General features: G+C 72.6%; 11 protein-coding genes and 1 pseudogene. 7 read left to right on the top strand and 5 right to left on the bottom strand.

The genetic code is table 11. From position 1 onward, the window contains the following. The first annotated feature begins 57 nt into the window (after positions 1-57). The 3 genes from WME83_RS40160 to WME83_RS40150 all read left to right on the top strand — a co-directional run bounded on the left by WME83_RS40160 (position 58) and on the right by WME83_RS40150 (position 5,876). On the top strand, positions 58-2,823 hold the full coding sequence (locus WME83_RS40160) for an ATP-binding protein (RefSeq protein WP_437314998.1): 2,766 nt from the start codon (positions 58-60) through the stop codon (positions 2,821-2,823). 281 nt (positions 2,824-3,104) lie between these two features. Beyond that, entirely contained in the window at positions 3,105-4,259 is a 1,155-nt protein-coding gene (locus WME83_RS40155) for a leucine-rich repeat domain-containing protein (RefSeq protein ID WP_437314997.1), read from the top strand. Positions 4,260-4,640: 381 nt separating this feature from the next. Continuing rightward, a complete protein-coding gene (locus WME83_RS40150) occupies positions 4,641-5,876 on the top strand; it encodes a hypothetical protein (protein ID WP_437314996.1) in 1,236 nt (411 codons plus the stop codon). A gap of 255 nt (positions 5,877-6,131) precedes the next feature. On the opposite strand, the pseudogene WME83_RS40145 reads toward WME83_RS40150, so the two are convergent. Then, positions 6,132-7,661, bottom strand: a pseudogene (locus WME83_RS40145) (ATP-dependent DNA ligase); the annotation flags it as partial. Positions 7,662-8,607: 946 nt separating this feature from the next. On the opposite strand from WME83_RS40145, the gene WME83_RS40140 reads away from it, so the two are divergent. After that, positions 8,608-9,645, top strand: coding sequence for a D-alanine--D-alanine ligase (locus WME83_RS40140; RefSeq protein WP_437314995.1), 1,038 nt, complete (start codon positions 8,608-8,610; stop codon positions 9,643-9,645). A 410-nt stretch (positions 9,646-10,055) separates the two neighbouring features. Here WME83_RS40140 and WME83_RS40135 read toward each other — a convergent pair whose 3' ends face one another. Next, the gene (locus WME83_RS40135; RefSeq protein WP_437314994.1) at positions 10,056-14,153 is read right to left on the bottom strand and encodes a kelch repeat-containing protein; all 4,098 of its coding nucleotides are present in this window, start codon (positions 14,151-14,153) and stop codon (positions 10,056-10,058) included. 134 nt (positions 14,154-14,287) lie between these two features. Continuing rightward, positions 14,288-14,773, bottom strand: a complete 486-nt coding sequence (locus WME83_RS40130) for a hypothetical protein (RefSeq protein WP_437314993.1) — start codon at positions 14,771-14,773, stop codon at positions 14,288-14,290. A 212-nt stretch (positions 14,774-14,985) separates the two neighbouring features. On the opposite strand from WME83_RS40130, the gene WME83_RS40125 reads away from it, so the two are divergent. Next, on the top strand, positions 14,986-16,008 hold the full coding sequence (locus tag WME83_RS40125; RefSeq protein WP_437314992.1) for an NADP-dependent oxidoreductase: 1,023 nt from the start codon (positions 14,986-14,988) through the stop codon (positions 16,006-16,008). Positions 16,009-16,056: 48 nt separating this feature from the next. Here WME83_RS40125 and WME83_RS40120 read toward each other — a convergent pair whose 3' ends face one another. Further along, the gene (locus WME83_RS40120) at positions 16,057-18,474 is read right to left on the bottom strand and encodes an alpha-amylase family glycosyl hydrolase (protein ID WP_437314991.1); all 2,418 of its coding nucleotides are present in this window, start codon (positions 18,472-18,474) and stop codon (positions 16,057-16,059) included. Between the two features lie 280 nt (positions 18,475-18,754). On the opposite strand from WME83_RS40120, the gene WME83_RS40115 reads away from it, so the two are divergent. Both WME83_RS40115 and WME83_RS40110 read left to right on the top strand, forming a co-directional pair. After that, positions 18,755-19,450 carry a glutathione S-transferase N-terminal domain-containing protein gene (locus tag WME83_RS40115; protein ID WP_437314990.1) on the top strand — a complete coding sequence of 232 codons (696 nt, stop codon included), beginning with the start codon at positions 18,755-18,757 and terminating at the stop codon, positions 19,448-19,450. 932 nt (positions 19,451-20,382) lie between these two features. Continuing rightward, positions 20,383-21,207: a glycoside hydrolase family 11 protein gene (locus WME83_RS40110; protein ID WP_437314989.1), complete on the top strand. Its 825-nt coding sequence runs from the start codon at positions 20,383-20,385 to the stop codon at positions 21,205-21,207. A 706-nt stretch (positions 21,208-21,913) separates the two neighbouring features. Here the strand turns inward: WME83_RS40110 and WME83_RS40105 are convergent. After that, complete coding sequence (locus WME83_RS40105) at positions 21,914-23,092, bottom strand: glycoside hydrolase family 11 protein (protein ID WP_437314988.1); 1,179 nt, start codon at positions 23,090-23,092, stop codon at positions 21,914-21,916. Between the last annotated feature and the right edge of the window lie 557 nt (positions 23,093-23,649).

Genomic DNA, 23,649 nt, shown 5'->3' with positions numbered 1-23,649 from the left:
CCGCCGCCTTCTCGCTCCGGCGTTGAGTTCCGCTCCCGCCTGATCGAGAGTCAGCCCATGGCCGACGCAGCCCGGCCGCGCAGGCGGCACCTCGCCGCGCCCGCGTCGCGCTTCCTCGGCCGCGAACGCGAGCTCGCCGCGATCGCCGAGCTCTTCCGCCGCGGCGAGCGGCTCGTGACCGTCTGGGGGCCGGCCGGCATGGGCAAGACGCGGCTCGCCCTGGAGCTCGCCAGCCGCTGGGACGAGGCGCGGCCGGCCGAGGCCGTGTGGCTCTGCGAGCTCACCGCCTGCCGCGACCTGCGCGCCGTCTGCGGCGCGGTCGCGCGCGCGATCGGCGCGCAGGTCGCGGCAGGGCGCCGGGAAGCGACGCTCGTCGAGCGGATCGGCCGCGCCCTCGCGACGGTGGGGCCGGCGCTCGTCGTGCTCGACAACCTGGAGCACGTGCTCGAGCAGGCAGCGCCCGCCCTCGACGCGTGGGTGCGCGCGGCGCCCGAGGTACGCTTCCTCGCGACGTCGCGCGAGCGCACCCGCTTGCCCGGGGAGATCAGCTACGAGCTCGGCCCGCTCGAGCTCCCCGCCGAGGGCTCGGCCGAGCGCAGCGCCGCCGTGGCCCTCTTCCTCGACCGCGCCGCGGCCCACCGCGTCGGCGCGCCGGCCGGCGACGAGCGGCTCGCCGACGTCGCCGCCCTGGTGCGGCGGCTCGAGGGCATCCCGCTCGCGATCGAGCTCGCGGCGGCGCGCGAGGGCGTGCTCGGCGTGCGCGGCCTGCTCGCGCGCCTCGGGAGCCGGCTCGACCTGCTCGCGGGCGCGGCGCGCGGCAGGGAGGCGCGGCAGGCGACGATGCGCAGCGCGATCGAGTGGTCGTGGGACCTCCTCGACGACCGCGAGCGACGGGCGCTCGCCTGCTGCTCGGTGTTCCGCGGGCCGTTCACGCTCGCGGCGGCCGCGGCCGTCCTCGCGGAGCCGGACGCCGCCGCCATCCACCGGATCGAGGCGCTGCGCGACAAGTCGCTGCTCCGCGCGGCGCCCCCGGGGAGCGACGGGGCGACGCGCTTCGCGCTCTACGAGGGGGTGCGGGAGCTCGCCGCCGAGAAGCTCGCCGAGCGCGGGGAGCGCGAGGCCGCGGCCGAACGGCACGCGGGCTTCTACCTGGCCGCCGGCGAGGCCGCGGCCGCGGATTTCGAGCGGCGCGGCGCGCTCGACGCGCTCAACCGCATCGCCGGCGACCTGGAGGAGCTGCTCGCCGTCGCCGAGGGCGCGCTCGCCGCGGCGGCGACGCCTCGCGCCGGGGCCGAGGAGGCGGTCGCCGCAGCGCCTCGCGCCGCGGCCGAGCGCGCGCTGCGGGCGCTCTCCGCCATCGAGCCGGTGCTCAGCACCCGCGGCCCCTTCGGCGCGCAGCTCGAGCTGCTCGACCGCGCGCTCGCCGCGGCCGAGGCGCTCGCGGCCGATCCGCGCGTCGTGGCCCGCGCGCTCGCGGCGCGGGGGCGCGCGCGGCGGCTGCGGGGGCAGGCGGAGGCGGCGCTCGAGGACCTCGAGCGCGCCCGCGCGCAGGCGGCGGCGCTCGGCGAGGCGGCGCTGCTCTCCGGGATCCTCGCCGACCTCGGCGTGCTCCACCACGGCCGGCGCGAGATGGAGCGCGCGCGAGACCACTACGAGCAGGCGCTCGCGCTCCACCGCGCCCTCGGCGACCGCCGCGCCGAGGGGCGCGCGCTCGGCAACCTCGGCGCGCTCCACCACGACGAGCGCCGCGAGGCCGAGGCCGCCGCCTACTACGAGCGGGCGATCGCGATCGCGGCGGAGATCGGCGACGGCCGGCAGGAGGGGATCTTCTCGACGAACGCCGGCCTGCTCGAGCAGGAGCGCGGCGCGCCCGCGCTGGCGCGGCGGCGCTACGAGCGCGCGGCCGCGATCCTCGGGGAGGTGGGCGACCTGCGGCTGCTCGCGATCACGCTCGGCAACCTCGGCGCGCTCCACCACGAGGAGGGCCGCCTCGCCGACGCGCGCGCCTGCCACGGCCGCGCCGTGGCGCTGCTCCGCGAGGTCGGGGATCGCCGCTCCGAGGCGATCGCGCTCTGCCGCCTCGGGGCGGCGCTCGCGTCGGTGGGCGAGGTGGACGAGGCGCGGCGCGCGCTCGATCCGGCCGAGCGGCTGCTCGCGCAGCTCGGCGACGAGCCCGACGTGGAGCTCGCGCGCGTGGCGTCGGGCTTCGTCGATCTCGCGCTCGCCCAGGCGGCGCGCCGCGCGGGGCGGGGCGACGAGGCCGCGGCGCACGAGGGCGCGGCGCGGCGCAGGATCGCGCGCGCCCGCGAGGGATCGCCGTCGAGCGCGAGCCGCTCGGACGACGTGCGGCTGCTGCTCCGGATCCTGGAGCGCAGCCTGGCCGCGCTGGGCGGCGTGACCGAGGCGCGGGCGGGGGCCGAGCGCGAGCTCCTCCTGACCGAGGGGGCGCGCTTCGTCCGCCCGCCGGGCAGCGGCTGGCACGATCTGCGCGAGCGCCACGCGGCGCGGCGCCTGCTCCTCGCGCTGGCCGAGCAGCAGCGGTGTGCGCCGGGTCGGGGGCTCTCGCTCGCGGCGCTGAAGGAGGCGGGGTGGCCCGGCGAGCGGATCTTGCCGGAAGCGGCGGCGAACCGGATCTACGTGGCGATGAACCAGCTGCGGAAGCTCGGGATGAAGCCGTGGCTCCGGCGAGACGCAGAGGGGTACTCGCTGGATCCGGCGCTGCCCGTCCACTACGTCGCGGTGGAGCCGGGCGCGAGGGGAGGGGGCGATTCGCGCGGGGGGACGGGCGAGGGCGGGGGCGGGGGCGGGGGGAAGCGGCGGTAGGGGGCTGTTGCCAGCTGGACGGCCCCCGGCGAGGGTGATCGTGGGGCGGGGCGGGGTGGGGGCCCCGCCGAACTCGGCAGAGACACGGCGCCGGAGGCGCCATGTCTCTGCCTCAAACATCGGCCCATCCCCCACCCCGCCCCGCCCCACGATCACCCTCTCCGGGGGCCTGCGGATATCGGTGGGCAACGGCCGGGAGGGGGAGCGCGCGAATCACTTTAAGAGAGGATTAAGGGGCGAGCTCGCGGCGGGGACCTAGCCTGCTCGGCGGAGGTCACGCCATGCACGTCATCGCTTCTGCTCTGCTCATCCTTGCCCCTGCCATCGCCCTCGCCGGATGCATTGAGATCCGTGAGCCCGAGCCGCCCGTCGCTTCGAGCGGCGCCACAGGCGCGGAGGATCCCCCTGGCCCCACGTCCGGGGACGGCGCGGGCGGGTGGACGGACCCCGGAGAGGAGCCGGGCGCGGGCGGCGCCGGCGGCGGCGGCACGGGCAGCGGCGGCGGCGGCAGCGATGCCGCCGGCGGCGGTGGCACAGGCGGCAGCGCCACCGCGGAGTGCGCCGGACCCATCGAGTTCATCGACCCGACGCTCGAGGCGACGGTGCGCAAGTACGTGGCGAAGCCGGAGGGCCCGCTCCTTCCGGCCGACGTCGCGTCGATCGACTTCCTCCAGGTCTCCTCTCGGGAGCTCCATTCCCTCTCCGGCATCGAGTGCCTCCGCTCCCTCACCCAGCTGAACATCGGAGCTGATCGCCTGGAAGATCTCTCGCCGCTGCGCTCGCTCACGGGGCTGCGCTCCCTAAAACTCGTGGGCAGCCAGATCAGCAACCTCGCGCCGCTGCGCTCGCTCACCGAGCTGCGCTCCCTGGGCCTCGGGGGCAACCGGATCGTCGATGCCGAGCCGCTGCGCTCGCTCGTCCGGCTGGAAGAGCTGAGCTTGAGCAACACCTCCATCTCGGACGTCACCGCCCTCGGCTCGCTGACGAGCCTGTCGGAGCTGTCGCTCTACAAAAACCCGGTCAGCGACATCAACCCGCTCCGCTCGCTGAGCCGCCTCCATGCGCTCAAGCTCGGCAATTTTCCCATCTCGACGCTCGCGCCGCTGTCAGATCTCAAGGCGCTGACCCATCTCGTGGTGTTCGACGCCGAGATCAGCGACATCTCGCCCCTGTCGGCCCTGACCGAGCTGAGATTCGTGCTCCTCGGGAGAAACCGTATCTCCGACGCCTCTCCGCTCGCGAGCCTTCGTTTCTTGGACCTCCTCGACCTCTCGGACAACTCGGTGTCCGATCTGACGCCCTTCGTCGCCAACCCGGATTTCAGCCCAGGTGCCCGCGTGTCCGTGATTCAAAACCCGATCGACTGCGCGGCTCAGGCGAGCAACATCGCGGCGCTCGAGGCGCGCGGAGCGCACTTCCTCTCGGACTGCATGTGACGCCCCGCTCCCCGGCGGAGCCGACGGGCGAGCGAGGACGGGGGCGCCGTGGGAGGGGGTGCGCGAATCGCTTTAAGGTGGAATTAAGGGGCGGTCCTGCGGCGGGAACATAGCCTGTTCGGCGGAGGTCACACCATGCGCATCACCACGTCTGCTCTGCTGATCCTTGCCCCTTCGATCATCCTCTCCGGCTGCGGTGAGATCCGTGAGACCGAGCCGGCCGCCAGCTCGAGCGGCGACGCGAGCGCTGGATCGTGGGGATCCGGCGGAGGCGCGGGCGGCGACGCCGTGGGGGGCGGGGGCGCGGGTGGGCGCGGGGGAGCGCTTCCGGCAGAGGAGGCATGGCATCGGCAGATCTCGGGACCCGACATGGAGGACGCCATGGCCCTCGCGATCGACGCCGGCGCGAACGTCGTCCTGGCCGGCAGCTCGCGCGGAGCGGCCGACTTCGGCGCGGGCGCCACGCCGCTCGCCGGCTTCGAGGACCTCTTCATCGCCAAGTACGCGGACGACGGCGGCCTGCGCTGGGTTCAGCGCTTCGGCGGCAGCCTGGTGACGGCCACGGGGATCGCGGTCGACGCCGACGACGGCATCGCCGTCGTCGGCCACATTTCGAGCGGACCGCTCGAGGCCGGCGACCTCGCGCTGGACGAGCCGGAGCGAGACGACATCTTCGTCCTCGCGCTCGACCGGGGCGGCGCTCCGCGCTGGATGCACCGCCTGGGCGGCGCCGGCTTCGACTTCGGAGGCCGTGTGGCCGTCGGTCCCGGCGATGACGTCGTCGTCGCCGCCCAGTCCGGGAGCAGCCTCACGCTCGCCAGGTTCGGCGCCGACGGGACAATCCGCTTCGCGAGGGACCTGGGACACCTGTCCGGATACGCCTCGTCCTTCGCCCCGATCGGCGGCGTGGCCGTGGACCTCCACGGCGACATCCTCGTCGCCGGGAACTTCTCGGGAGGCGCCGACCTCGGCGGGGGCACGATCACCGGGCTGAGGGGCGATCAAGCCTGGGTGGCGAAGTACTCGGGGGAGGACGGCGCCCACCTCTGGTCGAGGCACTTCGGCGCGCCCGAGGATCACGGCATGGGCCTCGGCGACAAGGCGCAGACCCTGCTCGTGGACGAGCGCGGCGACGTGCTGATCGCCGGCCAGTTTGCGGTGGGCGCCGACCTCGGGGAGGGGCCGATCGGCGACACGGGCGGCGCGTTCCTCGCGAAGCTCGCCGGCGAGGACGGCGCGGTCCGGTGGGCGAAGCCGCTCCCGGCCGCCGGCGTCGTCTCGACCAGCCTCTCGTTCACCCCCGACGGCCGGGTCGCGCTCATCGCCTCGCTCAGGGCGCCCTTCGACCTCGGCGCCGGCGTGGTGGACGAGCGGGGAAGCTACATGGCCACCTACGAGCCAAGCACTGGCGCGTTCGTCGCGCAGCGGCGGATCGTCGAGGTCGGCACGATGATCAGCGACACGCAAAACGGGTTCTTCGGCATGGGCGCCTCCGCGATCGACGCGAAAGGGAACCTCGCGATCGTGACGAGCTTCTACGAAGAAGCGCAGACCGGCTTCGGCGCCCTGAAGAGCGAAGGCTGGGGCGACATCCTCCTCGCGCACCTTCCGCGCTGAGGCGGACTGCGGTCATCAAGCGTCCCCCGTCTCCCGTCCTCCGTCCCCCGTCTCCCGTCCTCCGTCCCCCGTCTCCCGTCCCCCGTCTTCGTGCTCGTCTCTCGTGCGCGTGCGCGTGCGCGTGCGCGACTTCGTACCCGTCTCTCGCCCTCGCCCCCCTCCCACATCCCCCCTCTCCTCCTCTCCCCCCTCTCTCCCCCCCATCTCTTCTCCTCCTCCCGCCTCCCTCCTCTCCGCCGCCTCATGCGCCAGCGCCCCCGCATGGATGGCCCTCACCTCGTCGATCGTGCTGGCCTCCCCCGCCGCCTTGTCCGGCCGGTACCGCTTCACCCGCGCGAACCGCAGCGCGACCCCCCCCGGGTACTGCGGGCTCGCCTGCACCCCGTCGAACGCAATCTCGACGACGAGCTCCGGCCGCACATACACCGTATACGCGTCGCGCGTGATCTCCAGCTCGAGCAGCCGCTGCGTCTGCCACGCGAGCATCTCGTCGGTCATGCCCTTGAACGTCTTGCCGAGCATCACGAACCCGCCGGCGCCGGGATCGCGCGCGCCGAGGTGCAGGTTGCTGAGCAGCCCCCGGCGCCTGCCGCTGCCCCACTCGACCGCGAGCACGACGAGGTCGAGGGTGTGCGCCCGCTTCACCTTGAGCCACGAGCTGCCGCGCCGCCCGGCCTCGTAGGGCGCCGCGAGCGACTTCGCCATCACCCCCTCGTGGCCGCGGGCGAGCGCGTCGCCGAAGAACGCCTCGGCCTCGGCGTCGGTCGGCAGCTCGATGCGCGGGACGCGCAGCGACCGGTCGAGCGCCTGCCGGAGCGCGGCGGCCCGCTCGCTGCCGGACCGATCGAGCAGGTCCTCGCCGTCGAGGTGCAGCACGTCGAAGAACAGGGCCCGGAGCGGCAGCTCGGCGCGCAGCGCGGCCACGTCGAGCGTGCGGCCGAAGCGGCGCATCGTGACCTGGAACGGGTGGGGCGCCCCGTCCGCGCGGAAGGCGATCGCCTCGCCGTCGAGCACGATCGAGCGGACCGGGAGCGCCCGCACCGCCTCGACGACCTCCGGGACCGCCTTCGTGACCGAGTTCAGGCTGCGGCTGAAGACGCGCACCTCGTCGCCGGCCTTGTGCACCTGCACGCGCGCGCCGTCGAGCTTCCACTCCAGCGCCGCCGCGCGGAGCTCGCCGAGCGCCGAGGCGACGTCGTCCGCCGCCTGCGCCAGCATCGGCTGCACCGGGCGGAGCAGCTGCAGCGAGAAGCGCTGGAGGCCGGGCGCCCCCTCGAGCAGCGCGGCCTTGGCGACCTCGGCCGCGTCGCCGGCCAGCATGACCGCGCGCCGCAGCGAGGCCGGCGGCAGCCCCGCGGCGCGCGCCACCGCCTCGATCATGACCGCCTCGAGCGCGCCCTGGCGGAGCTCGCCGACGAGGAGCCGCGCGAAGAAGTCGCGCTCGAGCTCGGTGGCGCGCGCGAAGAGCCCGCCGAGCGCCGCGCGGCGCTGCGCCGCCGACCCCGAGCCCGAGGTGCGCGCGATCTCCGTGAACACCGCGTCGGCCTCCCCCAGGGTGAGCGCGGGCTCGACGGCGGACGGACCGGCGCGGCGGGCCTCGGTGACCATCGCAGGCCCGAGCCCGATCCGGCCCTGACGCAGCCGCCCGGCCAGCCAGTCGACGCCGATCCGCACCTCCTCGGGCGAGAGGCGGCGCAAGAGATCGGCCAGCGCACCGATCTTTTCGAGACGGCTGGAGGTCGTGGCGACACGATCGGAAGTGGCGACGAGATCGGAAACGAGCACGCAGGTATCCTACCCTGGCATCTCGAGGGCGCACGCTCGAGGGGTCCTATGATGAGGCCGCCGCGGTGTGTCCCTTGCTGGTGTGTCCCTTGCTACACTTGCTGCAGATGCTACCGAGCTGAGGAACCGAGCCGAGGAACTCCGCAGGATCAGACCTGACCCACAGGCGCCAAGAGCTCTCCGCATGGGCTGAGAGGGAGCCTACCAAACGGTGTAAGGCCGCGGGGCAGAAAAGCGCTCTTGCGCGCCGGATTCGCGGCCGCTCTCCTTCGCAGCCACTTACGGAGAATGGTGACGAATTATCAGGCTATCTCGAACGGCGCGAACGACGACAGACACCCGCGCTGACGGCGGCGCCGCCGCGCGCCGAGCGCCCGAGCCGAGCGCGCGCGCCGACGGTGCGCGGCCGCGCCAACGATTCAGCACGGAGACACGTAAGCGGGGAGGGGCGTGTCTCCGTGCCTCCGGTGCCCGCGCCGTGAGCCGGCGAAGGTGCTGCCCACCTTGCCAAGATCCGGTGTGCCGCTCGTGGCGAGTCGTCGGGCGCGAAGCGCGCGACGCGGCCGCGCCGCCCGGGTGCGGAGGGCCGCGCGGAGCAGCCCTTGACGCCCCGCGACTCCCGAGCAAGCCGCGAGAGGGCCCCGCGACAGGGCCCGGCCGCGTCCGCCCCCCGACGGCGCGATCGCTCCGTTTAGTTGACCTCCGCCGCCGGCCTTGATACCGGGTTGGGCGTCAGCGCGCCGTGGGCAGGTGAACACGGCGGGCGGGCGCAGTTTTCCTCAACCACAGCTCAGGAATACCGCCCTCCGCTGCAAGGCCGCCGATTTTCGGGGCCTTGAAAGCAGCTGGCTTGGTTTTTGCGCCGCACCTCTCCGGCAGTTTGACTGGAACGGGAGGCGCTGGCGTGGCGTTGGTGTCCTCACGAGAAGGCGACGGAGGTTCTTCGATGGTGGAGCGGCAAGTCCGGAGGCGGGTCGGCGTCGTGATGGGCGGCTCGTCGGGCGAGCGCGAGGTGTCCCTGCGTTCGGGCGCGGCCGTCGCCGAGGCGCTCGAGGCGCGCGGGTACGATGTCGTCCGGATCACGCTCGGGGACCGGTTCGGCACGGAGCTCTGCGCCACCCTGCAGCGCGCGCGGCTCGACGCGGCGTTCCTGGCCCTGCACGGGCGGCTCGGGGAGGACGGGTGCGTGCAAGGCGTCCTGGAGCTCGCCCAGATCCCGTACACCGGGTCGAGCGTGCTCGCGAGCGCCCTCGCGATGGACAAGCTCAAGGCCAAGGAGATGTTCCGGCTGCACAACGTGCCGACGCCTCCGTACTACACTGTGGGTGCGCACCAGGAGCTCGATGAGCTCGAGGCGATCCACGGCTCGTTCGGGTTCCCGGTCATCGTCAAGCCGCGCGGCGAGGGGTCGAGCCTCGGGGTGACCAAGGCCGGGTCGCTCGAGGAGCTCCGGTCGGCGCTCGCCCTGGCGTTCGAGTTCGACGACGCCGCCATCGTGGAGCGGTTCGTGGCGGGGACCGAGGTCAACGTGGGGATCCTGGACGGGAAGGTCCTTGGCGCGATCGAGATCGTCCCGAAGAAGGGGCTTTACGACTACGAGGCCAAGTACACGCCGGGGATGACCGAGTATCACATGCCGGCGCGCCTCCCGCCGACCCGGTACCGCGGGGTCCTGAACCTGGCGGAGCGGGCGGCGCAGGCGCTCGGCTGCACCGGCGCGGTACGCGTGGACCTGCTCGTGACCGGCGGAGAGAACGAGTACGTGCTCGAGGTGAACACCCTGCCGGGCATGACCCAGACGAGCCTCCTGCCGAAGATCGCGGCGGCCGCAGGCTACGAGTTCGGCGACCTGTGCGAGGCGATCCTGACGAGCGCGCGGCTGCACCAGCCGGTGCGTCGCCGCGCGCCCGCGGCGTCGGAGCTCCGGCTGAGCGAGCGGGGACAGGCCGAGAAGCGGCTACGGCTCGTGAAGTCGGCGATCTGAGGGCGGGCGCCCCGCAGGGGGCTGAAGGCGGGCGCCCGGCACGGGGCGCCCGGCAGCGCCTGGCGCAGACCTCATGCCAATTGCCCTGAGGGGCAGATCAGCGCGAATCCTGAATCGCGGGTCCGTTCGCAGGGGCCGCATCGCGCGTGAGGCGTCGATTCCCGATCATGGAAGCGTCGTTGTCGACGGGGGTGGCGCTCGCGGCTCGCGCGTGAGCGCCTGATGTCGCTCATGGCTCGCGCGTGAGCGCCTGATGTCGCTCACGGCTCGCGCATGAGCGCCTGATGTCGCTCACGGCTCGCGCATGAGCGCCTGATGTCGCTGGTGGATGCCTCCGCGGGGGCAACCGACGCTCAGGCGGCTCGCGATGTGCGCCGTCGCGGGTCGCTGCCCGCGACGGCTTCTCGGCCTTAAGCGCCGCCGGTGGCGCGCGCGCGCCGTGTCGCCGGGCTGCGGCCCGGGCGCCGCCACCGCGTGGCGGCCAGGGCCGCAGCGATCAGCCAGGGCGCGGCCGAGCCGAGCGGGCCAGGGCCGGCGTCGGGCGCCGCGGCGCAGCCGTTTCCGTGCAGGTGCGGTGGGCCGCTCCCCTCCGGGGCGGGCTTGGGCGGCGCGCCGCCGTCGCTGCTGGAGCCGCCGTCGCCGCCGTCGCCGCCGGCGCCGCCGTCGCCGGAGCCGCTGCTGCCGGTCGACGCAGCGGCGCCGCCATCGCCGCCGTCGCCGCCGCCGCCCCCCGCGCCGCCGCCGCCGGAGCCCTCCGCGAGCAAGCAGCCCCCGGCGATGCACTCGCCGCCCGGACAGGGCGCGCGATCGAGCTTGTAGCGCTGTCCGCAGTTGCCGGTGGCCCGCTCGCAGACGGCGACCCGGCAGACAGCGGGGTCGGGCTGCGGGCAGACGAAGGGATTGCTGCCGACGCAGGCGCCGTTCTGGCAGGTATCGGTCTGCGTGCAGGCGTTGCCGTCGTCGCAGGGGCTGCCGTCGGCCTTGCGCGGGCTCGCGCAATCGCAGGCGTCGCCGATCCCGTCGCCGTTGGCGTCGGCCTGGTTGGGGTTCGCGACAAGGGGGCAGTTGTCCGCCGCGTCGGGGTGGCCGTCGGCGTCGTCGTCGTCGTCGCAGGCGTCGCCGAGAGGGTCTCCCGCGGACAGGCCACCATCGGTGTTGGCCTGGGAGGTGTTCGGGACCTCAGGGCAGTTGTCCTCGTGGTCGGCGACCCCGTCATCGTCGCTGTCGCGCGTGCAGACGCCGGCCAGGCACAGCCCGCTGAGGCACTCCTTCGCGAGCGCGCACGCGGCGCCGACCGGCTTCTTCGGCAGGCAGTCGCCGCCGGCCTCCGCGCAGTAGGCGGCCTCGCCGCACTGGGTGTCGAAGGTGCAGCCCGCGAGACAGGCGCCCGCGACGCAGCGGTAATCGCCGCAGGACCGGGTGTCGCCCTCGGCGCAGACCCCGAGCCCGTCGCAGAGGGGGGCCTCGACCATCTCGGAGGCGCCGTTGCACGAGGCCGCGCCGCAGGGGGTGCCCTGCGCCCACAGCTGGCAGGAGCCGCGGCCGTCGCAGGAGCCGTCGGCGCCGCAGGCGGCGGCCGGCTCCGCGGCGCAGTCGTCGTCCGGATCCGCGCCGGCCTGGATGGGCGCGCACACGCCGTCGGGGCCGGCGCCCTTCTTCGCGGCGGAGCAGGCCATGCAGGCGCCCGCGCAAGGGGCGTCGCAGCAGACGCCGTCGACGCAGGAGTCGCCGGCGCAGTCCGCGTCGGTGTCGCAGGGAGCGCCGGGGAGGGCGGGGGAGTAGATCTCGGCGCTGGCGAGGACGCCGCCGGTGCCCCCACCGCCGGTGACCAGAATCTTGCCATGGCGCAGCAGGGTCGCTGCGTGGCCAAATCGCTCGGAGTACATCGTCCCTGCCGGAGACCAGCTGTCCGTGGCCCGGTCGTAGACCTCGGCGCTCGCGCCGCCGTGGCTCTCGGATACGGCCTTGCCCGCGACCAGGACCCGCCCGTCCAGGAGCCGCGTTGCCGTGTGCTGGTATCGCCTGGTGCTCATGGGAGCCCGCGCCGTCCAGCGATGGGTCGCCGGGTCGTACACCTCCGCGCTCGCCAGGCCGCCGTACTCGGCCCCGTAGCCGCCGGCGACCAGGACTTGCCCGTCGTCGAGCAGCGTCGCCGTGTGCTGGGAGCGCGCGGCGATCATCGGTTCTGCCGCCGTCCAGGTGAGCGTCATGGGGTCGAAGATCTCCGCGCTCGCGAGGTGCATGTAGTCTGCTCCGTAGCCGCCGGCGACCAGGACCCGCCCGTCGTCGAGGAGCGTCGCCGTGTGCTGGTTGCGCGCGGTGATCATCGGTGCTGCCGCCGTCCAGGTGTGCGTCGCGGGGTCGAAGATCTCCGCGCTCGCGACGGGGATATAGTCGGCCCCGTAGCCGCCGGCGACCAGGACCCGCCCGTCGTCGAGGAGCGTCGCCGTGTGCTCGTCGCGCGCGGTGATCATCGGCGTTGCCGCCGTCCAGGTGCGCGCGATGGGGTCGAAGACCTCCGTGCTCGCGATTGGGACGTAGTCGGGCCCTTCGCCGCCCGCGACCAGGACCCGCCCGTCGTCGAGGAGCGTCGCCGTGTGCTCGTAGCGCGGGACGAGCATCGGTGCTTCCTCCGTCCAGGTGCGCGCGATGGGGTCGAAGATCTCCGCGCTCGGGATGGGGATGTGGCCGAGCCCGTAGCCGCCGGCGGCCAGGACCCGCCCATCGGCCAGCAGCGTTGCCGTATGCCGGTAGTGCGAGCGCATCATCGGAGCTGCTTCCGACCACGGGCTCGCGCCCGACGGATCGTAGACCTCGGCGTTCTCATCGCCGCCCTGATTGCCGCCCGTCACGAGCACTCCGCCGTCCGGGAGCAGGGTCGCGGTATGACCGCTGCGGCCCACGGCCATCGCCGGCGCATCCGACCACGACCCCGCCGTCGGATCGTAGATCTCCGCGTTCGCCAGGTACCCGGACCACCTGGCGTCGCCCACGACCGAGTATCCGCCCGCGACGAGGACCCGCCCGTCCGCCAGCGACGTCGCCGTGTGCTGAGAGCGCCCGAAGTTCATCGGCGCCGTCTCCGCCCAGCTGCCGCTCACCGGATCGTAGATCTCCGCGCTCGCGAGCCCGCCCTCTCTCTCCTCCTCTCCTTCCTCTCCCGAGTAGATTTCGGCGCTGCCGGTGACCAGGACCCGCCCGTCATCGAGCAGCGTCGCCGTGTGCCGGTAGCGCCCTGAGCTCATCGGCTGCACCGGCGTCCAGCTGTTCGCCGCCGGGTCGTACAGCTCCGCGCTCTCCAGCGCGTCCAAGCCGTCGAAGCCGCCCGTGACCAGGACCCGCCCGTCGCCGAGCAGCGTCGCCGTGTGCCCGTAGCGTCCGGTGCTCATGGGCGCCGCCGCGGTCCAGGTGTCCTCCCGTGGGTCGTACAGCTCCGCGCTCGCGAGGTGGGTACCGCCTCTCCAGCCGCCCACGACGAGGATCAACCCGCTGTCGAGCTGTGTCGCCGTGGGGCCCTGGCGCGCGTCGCTCATCGACCGCGCCGGTACCCAGCGGTCCTCCGCCGGGTCGTACAGCTCCGCGCTCGCCAGCGCGCTCGGGCCGTCGGCGCCGCCCACGACCAGGACTCGCCCGCCGTCCAGCAGCAGGGCGGCGTGATCGTGGCGCGGGCCGCTCATCGGCTGCGCCGGCGCCCAGCTGTCGTTCGCCCGGTCATACAGCTCCGCGCTCGCGACATAGGCCTCGCCCCCCCAGCCGCCCGCGACAAGCACCCGCCCGTCGTCACCGCCGAGCCGCGTGGCCGTATGCCCCCCGTTCCGCCGCTCGACCATCATCCCGACGGGGCGCCACAGCGGATCCACGAGCAGGAGCTCCCCCGACGCCTCGGCCAGCAGCGCGATCTCCGCCCCGCGCGCCTCGAGGCGCACCGCGACCGGCCGTCCGCCTTCCGCGAACGCGCGCGGCGCGGTGACGCGCAGCCGCGGGGTCCCCGCCGCGTCCACCACCTCGACGGCCTCGCCGCGCTGCCGCAGCGCCGCGCCGTCGACCTCCCAGACGGCCACGGGCGCGCCTGCCGGCGCGGCGCCGGGCTCCACGGTGAGCCATTCCTCGATGCCGCCGTCGGCCGCCCGCCAGAACGACGCGCCGCCGGCGCGGCCGTAGATCACCGCGCCGTCCACGATCGCCCCCGGGCCGGAGGCGCCGGTCTCCCGCACCCGCACCTCGAAGCCGCCCGGGCCCGAGAGCCGCATCCAGCCGCCGCCGTCGCGCGGCAGCTCGGCCTGGAGGCGTGGCCCGCGCCCGGCCGGACCCGCCGCGCCCAGCGTGAAGCCGCCGTCCCTCGCCGACGGCGCGTCGAGCGCGCTGCTGCCCAGCACCTCGGCGGCCTGCGCCGGGAACCGGTGCTGCACCTGCGCTGCCGCTGCGGCGGCGCGGTCGTGCCCCGCCGCGCACCCGAGCGCGGTCATCCACCCCGCCGCGGCCAGCACCAGGACGACCACGGCCAGCACGCGAAAAGCCCACCCAGCTCGCATGCCAGCAATGTCTCACGGCGGCCCGCCAGCAACAACAGCGCCGCGAGCGCGCTAATACCCGAGCCGCGAGGCGCGCGCCGCTCACCCCCGAACCGCGCGGCCCGCGCGGCTCACACGAGCGATGTGCAGATGCCGATCTTGGGATGATAAACGCCGATCCGGCGCTTTCCCCCGCTCGTCTCCGGCGTCACGAGCACCACCATGCTCTTGAGGAGCGGCGCGTCCGCGCGAATCCGCACGTGCTGGCCGGCGACGACGACGTGCCAGACGTTCACCGTCCCGTACCTCGTCACGACGACACCCTCGAAGATCTGCGCGGCCGACGGCGCGCCGCGCAGCGCCAGGCGGCAGGCGGTGTAGCTGTTCAGCACATGATACAGGAGCAAGAACGGCATGACCGCGAAGGAGAAGACGAGCAGCATCGCGACGAACTCGATGTGCCGGTAGAACCAGCCGACCCCGACGAACCCCACCCAGAAGAGCAGCGTATAGCCCAGGACAGCCAGCTGGTGCCGGGCGTGCCGCAGCGCCGCCCAGGGGCGCGGGGGCGGCTCGCGGAGCTCCTCGGGCAGCTGGATCGCGTTGAGTGACTCCATCGTGCAGCTTCGGCATACTCGCGACGGCCGCGGGGCTCAATCGGACAGCGCCGGCGCGGCGTGTTCCCGTGATCGTTTGCCGCCCGCCGTCCGCCGGCCCGCCGCCCGCCGCCGGGGGCCAGCCCGCCGGCCGCGAGCGCCGCTCGCCGGATCCCTGCGTCTCGCCGATGCGCGCTGGCAATCGCGCCCGTTTCGAGCAGGATCGACGGACCATGACCTCCCAGCGCAACCGCAAGATCGTCCTCGCCGCCCGGCCGGTCGGCGAGCCCAGGCCGTCCGATTTCCAGCTGATCGAAGAAGAGCTCGCCGAGCCCGGCGAGGGCCGCGCGCTGCTGCGCACGCTCTACCTGTCGCTGGATCCGTACATGCGCGGCCGCATGAGCGCCGGCCCGTCGTACGCGCCGCCGGTCGAGGTCGGCGACGTGATGGTCGGGGGCGCGGTGAGCGAGGTGCTGCGCTCGAGCGTCGACGGCCTGTCGCCGGGTGACCTCGTCGAGGGGCGGACCGGCTGGCAGGCGTACGCGATCACCGACGGGAGCGGCCTGCGCAAGGTGGATCCAGCGCTCGGCCCGATCTCGACGGCGCTCGGGGTGCTGGGCATGCCGGGGATGACGGCCTACACCGGGCTGCTCAACCTGGGCCAGCCGAAGCCGGGCGAGACGGTGGTGGTCGCGGCGGCCTCCGGGGCGGTGGGCTCGGTCGTGGGGCAGATCGCGAAGATCAAGGGCTGCCGCGCGGTCGGCGTCGCCGGCGGGCAGCGCAAGTGCGACTACGTGGTGCGCGAGCTCGGCTTCGACGCCTGCGTCGACCACCGCGGCCCCGACCTGGCAGCGCGCCTGAAGGAGGCCTGCCCGGGCGGGATCGACGTGTATTTCGAGAACGTCGGCGGGGAGGTGTTCGAGGCGGCGCTGCCGCTCCTGAACCCCTTCGCCCGCGTGCCGGTGTGCGGCCTCATCGCGCATTACAACGACACCGCGCTGCCCCCCGGGCCGGATCGCCTTCCCGGCCTGATGAAGCAGGTGCTCGCGAAGCGCCTCTCGCTGCGCGGCTTCATCGTCGGCGACTTCGCCGAGCAACGCCCCGAGTTCCTCCAGGAGACGAGCCGCTGGATCCGCGAAGGTCGCATCAAGTACCGCGAGGATATCGTCGACGGTCTGGAGAAGGCGCCCGAGGCGTTCATCGGGCTGCTCAAGGGCGAGAACTTCGGCAAGCTGCTGGTGCGCGTCGCGTCCTGAGCGGCGCCGGGCGCCCTGGCTCGCCGACGGAGGCGGAAGCGCCGGGGATCACGGCGCCAGGATCACCGCGCCGCCCGGCGGGATGGTCATCGAGAGCACGCCGGTCGCGGAGACGGTCTCGGCGCCGCCGCCGAGCGCGTCCCTGAGCGCCGCGCCGGCCGGCAGGCCGAGCGCGTCCGCCACCTCGACCGAGATGCGCTGCGCCGTCGCCGCGCGCGTCAGCGCCACGACCGCGGACCTCCCCCCGGCGAGCCGGCGGCCGAAGACCAGCGTGTCCTCCGTGGCGGTGAGGTTCACGTAGGCGCCCCGGCGGAGCGCGGGGACGCCCTGCCGCGCGGCGCCGAGCTGGCGCACGAAATCGAGCGTCTCCCGCTCGTCCGGCGTGAGCTCGTCCTCCGCACGCCACAGGCTGCGGTTGTTCGGGTCCACGCCGCCCCACTCGCCGTACTCGTCGCCGTAATAGAGCAGGGGCGCGCCGGGGAGGCCCAGCAGCCACGCCATCGCGAGCCGCACGCGGGCATACACGTCGGACGAGTCCGGGGCCTCCGCGGTGTCCGACCACTGGCGGGTCGGGACATCCCGCCCGTGCGCGACGTCCTGGCCCCGGTAGTCGGCCAGCGTCGCGAACCGGGCCGTGTCGTGGCTGCCGATGTACGGCGTCATGATCGCGCCTTCCGGCCACCGCTTCTGCCCGTCCTCGACCCAGTACGCGGCGTGCAGCATGCCTCTGTCGCCCCAGGCGAACGTGCGGTACGAGACCCCGTGATAAAGGACGAAGTCGAACTGGCCGTCGAGCCCCTGAGGGCCGATGTACTTCGCGATCGTCCCGTAGTTCTCGTCGTTGCACGGCGGGGCGCAGTCGTTCCAGCCCATCGCCGTCTCGCCCATCAGGAAGTAACGGGTGCCGGCCGGCTCGAACGCCTCCCGGACCTCCGCGGCGAGGTTGCGCGTCGCGATCTCCTCGACGTGCTTCACGGCGTCCACCCGGAGCCCGTCGAGATCGAACTCGTCGAGCCAGTAGACCGCATCCGCGACGAACGCGGCGTTGGCCTCCGGCACGGTGTGGTTCACGTCGGGCAGATACCCCGCGAACATGCAGTCGAGGGCGTGAGACGTCCAGTCGCAGCCGTCCGTGCCGCAGACGCACCCGGTCCGGAACCAGTCCGGGTGCGACGCGACGTACTCGTGAGCTTCGTGGACGTGGTTCACCACGAAGTCCTGGAGCACGCGGATCCCGTGGCGGTGCGCCTCGGCCACCACCGCGCGCAGCGCCTCGGCCCCGCCGAGCCGCGGATCCACCTCGCGCGCCTTGATGGGCCAGTACCCGTGATACCCGGTCACCTGATGGACTCCATCGCTCGCCGGGTACGCGCCGGCCGGGTTCTCCTGGAACGGCGTGAGCCAGATGGCCCGCACGCCCAGCGCGTCGAGCGTGCCGTCCTCGATCGAGCGCCGCAGCCCCTCCAGATCTCCGCCGGCCCAGTCGCCCCGCGGATCGGCGCCCGGCGTGGCGGGCGCGTTCAGGGCCGGATCGCCGTCGCGGTAACGATCGGTGACGACCATGTAGATGAGCGCGTCTTCCCAGGAGAACGGCTCGGCCTCGACCCAGAACACCAGCCGGAGCGGCTCGCCGACACGGCCGCTCCGGGTCGCGCCGCGCAGGGTGATCCGGTGCTTGCCGTCGTCGAGGCCCCGCACGTCGATCCGCACGTCGCCGCGCTCGTCCACCGAGATCTCCTGCTCGGTGAGCGGGCGCGCGTCGCCGTCCTGATCCTGCAGCATCGCCTCGAACGCGGCCGCGTCCGGGCCCGCGCCCTCGATGCCGTCCCGGTACGCGAGCCGCGCCTCGAAGGCGCCCTCTCCGGCGGCGGCGCGGGTCACCTGGCTCTGTGCGACCGAGAGCGCCGGAAGGCGGCAGTCAGGGACCTTGACGGCGGAGTTCTCGATCCCGTCCACGTACTTGCGGCGCCCCTCGGCCGGATCGAGCACCCACGCGAGCTCGCCGCCGTATCGATACGTGATCTTGTAGGCGTGCAGCCCGGGCGGCAGATCGACCGTGGCCACGAGCTGCCCCTGCGCGCCGCCCTCGCCGAGCTCCGGGGCGGTGCCGAGATCGAAGCCGTTCCACTCGCCGGGGACGCGGACGTCCGTGGCGCCCGGGGGCGCGTCGAACGCGAACGACGTCGGACAGAGCACATCGCCCTGCCAGGTGGCGCCGCCGCTGCCGCCGGCCCCGCCGCTGCCGCCGGCCCCGCCGCTGCCGCCGGCCCCGCCGCCGCCGCCGAGCCCGCCGCTGCCGCCGAGCCCGCCGCTGCCGCCGAGCCCGCCGAGCCCGCCGCCGCCACCGGTCCCGCCGCTGCCGGCCTCGCCGCCGCCGGTGCCCTCTCCCGGACCGGCGTCGAGCTCCTGATCGTCCCCGCACGCGAGCGGGACGGCGAGGAGCATGGCGGCGTAGACAGCGGACATCACGAAGGCATTGCGGCGGCGCGACATGGCCTCGAGGAGTATCCGATCACGGGAGGCGTGTCAGCGCAGGCGTCGCGGAGCATCGCCCAAAAAGGAGCGGAGAAAGGCGACGCTCCGCCCATGCTGTCGCGTCGCCAACCGGCGCGCGCCCCGCTGCTGGGGCTTGACGGCCCCGAGACGTTTGGATGTTCTCTCCCCCGGGCGCGGGAGTGCCTCGCGTCCCGGCCTCGAGCCGGCCGGAGTGCCTCACTCCGGCGGCTCCAACGACAAGAGATCCCGTATGACCGATTTGTCTTCCTACCCCATCACACGCAAGTGGCCTGCGCAGCATCCCGACCGCATCCAGCTCTACTCGCTGGCCACGCCCAACGGCGTGAAGGTGTCGATCGCGCTGGAGGAGATGGGCCTGCCCTACGAGGCCCACCTCGTCTCCTTCGATACCAACGATCAGCTCTCGCCAGAGTTCCTCTCGCTCAACCCGAACAACAAGATCCCGGCGATCCTCGACCCGCAGGGCCCGGGCGGCAAGCCGCTCGCGCTGTTCGAGTCCGGCGCGATCCTGCTGTATCTGGCGGAGAAGAGCGGGAAGCTGCTGCCAGAGGACGCGGCGCGCCGCTACGAGACGATCCAGTGGGTGATGTTCCAGATGGGCGGCGTCGGCCCCATGTTCGGCCAGCTCGGCTTCTTCCACAAGTTCGCCGGCAAGGACTACGAGGACAAGCGGCCGCGCGATCGCTACGTGGCGGAGTCGAAGCGGCTGCTGGGCGTCCTCGACGGCCACCTGCGCGGGCGCGCGTGGATGCTGGGCGATGACTACACCATTGCCGACGTCGCGATCTTCCCGTGGGTGCGCAACCTCGTGGGCTTCTACGGCGCGGGGGAGGTGGTGGGATTCGACGGCTTCACGGAGGTGAAGCGCGTGCTCGACGCCTTCGTCGCGCGGCCGGCGGTGGTGCGCGGGCTGAACGTCCCGTAGCGCGACGACGGACCGCCGGCCGACGGGCGGCGCCAGGGACGGGTACGTCCGTGGGCGCGATCCATCCTATCCATCCATCGAGACCGCGGTCAGCGCCGCGGGATCCCCGTGCGCCGCCGGCCCGCGCGCCGCCGCCGCGAGCGCGGCGCCCTGCGCGGCGCGCCGAGCTCGCCGACGAACGCGCGCGCCTCGTGTTCGTCCGGAGAGCAGCGAGCCGTTCTCCCTGTGAACGAGGGTTTCCGCGGGATCCTCCCAGCCGGTCCGATCTCCAGCCGCAGCACGGGCGCGCTCTGCTGGGGAAGACCTCCGGGAGCGAGGGCGGCCCGCGGTGGGCTGGACGAGGGACCGGTGCGATGGCGAAGCTCGACCTCACTCCGCGGCGACGCGGCGCGAGAACCTGACGGCGGCAGAGCTCGGACGCGCCCGGGCGGGGGCCTCGCCGGGGAGGAAAACCACCGGGAGCGAGCGCTCGCACCAGCGCTCCCGAGGGAGTCAGATCGCGAAAGCGAGCCTCCTGTCGGCTGAAGAGAGCAGGGCCATTCGCCTTGACACGCTCGAAGCGTTTTGCTTTTTCTACCCACTTATGCCGAGCGGTTGGCCACGGGCGGCTCGTCTCGATCACTGTTAGTAAACCTACCTTAAACGGTTTTGCTGCCTTGTTCGATGCTTGGCCGGGTCGAGCCTTAGGGCTGGCCCTGGGACGGGCGGCTGGAACGCCGCTCTGGGTCGTTGCGGCGCCGAGCGCTGGTGCAAGCCGTGATCAAAAGGTCGGCTGCCGGGAATTAGCGTCATCAAGCCAAGGAGGATCTGTGCGTCTAGCTTCACTACAAACTTTCGCTTTGGTTTTAGGTTTCGTTGCCGCGGGGTGCTCGGGGTCGGACGATGGCTCTGGGGATCCCGGGTCGGGCGGCAGCTCGGCTGGGCCGGGGAGCGTGACCACGGGCGGCGTCACCAGCGGCGGCGTGACGACGACGACGGCGACGACGACGACGACGACGACCAGCGGGGTCGGGGGCTCGGACGCGTCGAGCAGCGTGACCACCGGCGTCACGACCAGCAGCGGCGCGACGACGACGACGGCGGCGAGCGGGACCGGGGGCTCGGACGGGACCGGGGGCGCGGGCGCGACCACGAGCTCGAGCTCGACCGGCGGCATGCCCGTGGCGTGCACGGAGCCCGACAAGGAGGTCTGCAACAACGGCACGAACATGCATTGCGGATACACCTATGAGTACTGGAAGGACTCAGGGAGCGGATGCCTGACCAACACGAGTGAAGGCTTCAAAGTAAACTGGAGCAACATCAACAATCTGCTCGGTCGTAAAGGCATCAGGCCCGGGTCGAAGGACCAGATCGTCACCTACGAGGCCGACTATCGCCCGAACGGGAACTCGTATCTCTGCGTCTACGGATGGACGAAGGGCCCGCTCGTCGAGTACTACATCGTCGATAGCTGGGGCACCTGGCGTCCGCCGGGCGGCGAGGGGCACATGGGCACCGTCGAGAGCGATGGCGGCACCTATGACATCTACCGGACCCAGCGGGTCAACCAGCCTTCCATCGAGGGCACCGCGACCTTCTATCAGTTCTGGAGCGTCCGCAAGGAGAAGCGCTCGAGCGGGACCATCACCGTTGCCAACCACTTCAACGCATGGCAGCGCGCGGGCATGAACATGGGGAACCTGTACGAGGTCTCGATGACCGTGGAAGGGTATCAGAGCAGCGGCGAGGCCAATGTGAAGTTCTCCATGGAATGAGCGCTGCGCCTTGAGCGTCGCCGCGCGCGGCGCGGACCCTGCCCGCCGAGCTTCCCGCACGTCTCTCCTGTCACAGCTTGCCGACAGCCGTCGAAGGCCGGGTATCCATGAACGGCCTCCGGCGCTGGTGCCTCCGTGGCGCCCGCCCACGCGTGGGCAGGAGGAGGCCACCTGCGCTGGCTCGACCGCGTTCAGCCGCCGCGTCGCCCGAGGTGCACCGGCTGCCGGTACCCCGTCTTCCCGGAGAGCGGCCTCAGCCCGCTGCCGTTCCTCCCCAAGATCGTCTACGTCCTCCGGCGCCACGTTGGGCGGAGCGCCGCCTCCGCCAGCGTCAAACGCGCCCGCGGTGCCCTCTCGCATTCACCAGAGGCTTCCCTTGTCAACTTATGAAGGCTGAGAAATGAAGAAGACCACAGAGGCACAGAGGGCACAGAGAAGAGGAGAAAGAGATCATGTCCTTCTCTCTCCTCTGTGCCCTCTGTGCCTCTGTGGCTCGATCTCTCCTTCGAGGATCTGGCAGCTCTCGCCCCGTAGCCCGACCACGGCGCGCCCGCCCCGAAGACCTCCGGTCGACGGGACGGGCGCCGCGATCGCGCTCCGGTGTTGGGGAGCTCAGCCGATGTGGATGATTGGGTCCGGGAGGCGCTCGTGATCGCGAGCGCCCGGACCGGCGAGGGAGAGGAAGCCCGAGCTCAAGGCCCGGCGCTCATCGCATGGAGAACTTCACGTTGGCGGAGCCGCTGCTCTGATACCCTTCGACGAGCATCGAGACCTCGTACAGGCTCCCCAGGTTCATCCCCTTGCTCGCCCATGCGTTGAAGTGGTTGGCGACGGTGATGGTCCCGCTCGAGCGCTTGTCCTTGCGGACGCTCCAGTACTGATAGAAGGTCGTGTTGCCCTCGATGGACGGCTGATTGACGCGCTGGGTCCGGTAGATGTCATAGGTGCCCCCATCGCTGGTGACGGTACCCATGAACCCCTCGCCGCCCGGCGGACGCCAGTTGCCCCAGCTGTCGACGATGTAGTACTCGATGAGCGGGCCCTTCGTCCACCCATAGACGCCCATGTACGAGTTGCCGTTCGGCCGGTAGTCGGCGGTGTAGTCGACGATCGTGTTCTTCGTGCCGGGCCTGATGCCCTTACGGCCGAGCAGGTTGTTGATGTTGCTCCAGGTCACGTTGAAGCCGTCCGCCGTGTTGGTCAGGCATCCGGTCCCGTTGTCCTTCCAGTATTCGAAGGTGTAGCCGCAATGGGTGCCGGTTTGATTGGCGCAGTACTGGCTGTTGGCAGCCGTGCACGTGCTGCCGCCGCCGCCCGCGCCGCCGGAGCCGCCCGCGCCGCCGCTGCCGCCGGAGCCGCCCGCGCCGCCGGAGCCGCCCGCGCCGCCGCCGCCGCCCACGCCGGTGGTCGCCGAGGAGCTCGAAACCGAGCTCGAGCTGCTGCTCGACGAGGAGGACGTCGTCGTGCCGCCGCTGATCGTGCCGCCGTTGCCGGTGACCGAGACGATCGAAGGCCGCCCGGTGCCGTTCGCGCAGAAGCCGAACTCCGTCGACTTGCCCTGGGCCAACGCTCCGTTATGGCCCACGTTCGTGGCGGTGAGCTGCCCGCCCGATTCCGTGGGGTTCGCGTTCCACAGGTTGCTCCTGGTCGAGCCGTTGAGCCCGATCACCACGCTCCAGCCGGTGATCCCCGGGTTGGTGCGGGTGTTGTTCGTCACCTTCACGTTCGCGCAGTAGCCGTTCCCCCAGTCCGACTGGATGGCGAGCGTCGCCGACACCGAGCGGTCCGAGCTGTCCACCGCGGATTCCAGGAGCGCGGCGTCCTCGTCGTCCGCGATCTGCTCAACGCTGCACGCCAGCAGGCCGCAGGCGACCGTAGCGGACAAGTAGCCAAGTAAGGTAGCGATGCGCATTTAAGATCTCTCCATGATCGAACCGTTGAGCCGCGGTCTTCTGATCGAGATGGATTTGTGAACCATCCAGACGCCCGCGAGCCCTCCGATCCATTGGTTAGCGTTCACATTCCCCGACCCGCGCGCTCGTGATCCGGTGATCACGGATGCTCCCGCGGGCCTGCGCCGACCACATGCCTGGCAATCACGATGTCTGTCGGACAGCTGCTCACATCCGAGTACCCCGTGTGATAGGGCCGGGCATCACGCGGTGAAAGCAAGAACGACTCGGACGAACAGCTGCGAGAAGCAAGCGACCCCGGCAAGTAGCATCACTCGGAGTCGACCTTGGCGATCCTGCAACCGACTGCGCCGCCCGGCCGGAAACGGTCCGGACCGCCAAGGGAGATTAAGATATTCATCCATACGGGGGGACAAAGTCAAGAGTCTTTTCTTTGTCCCGACGCTGGTCCCTGCAGCGCCATCTGCAGCCCCGTCCCGCGGCGCCGTGCAAGGTACAGTCACGTTGCGCGCGTGGGTTCGATCCTGAA

The organism is Sorangium sp. So ce385 (assembly GCF_051474135.1).
GTDB lineage: Bacteria > Myxococcota_A > Polyangia > Polyangiales > Polyangiaceae > Sorangium > Sorangium cellulosum_D.
Note: the sequence above shows the minus strand (reverse complement) of the source record. Positions and strands in the feature narration are given on the sequence as shown.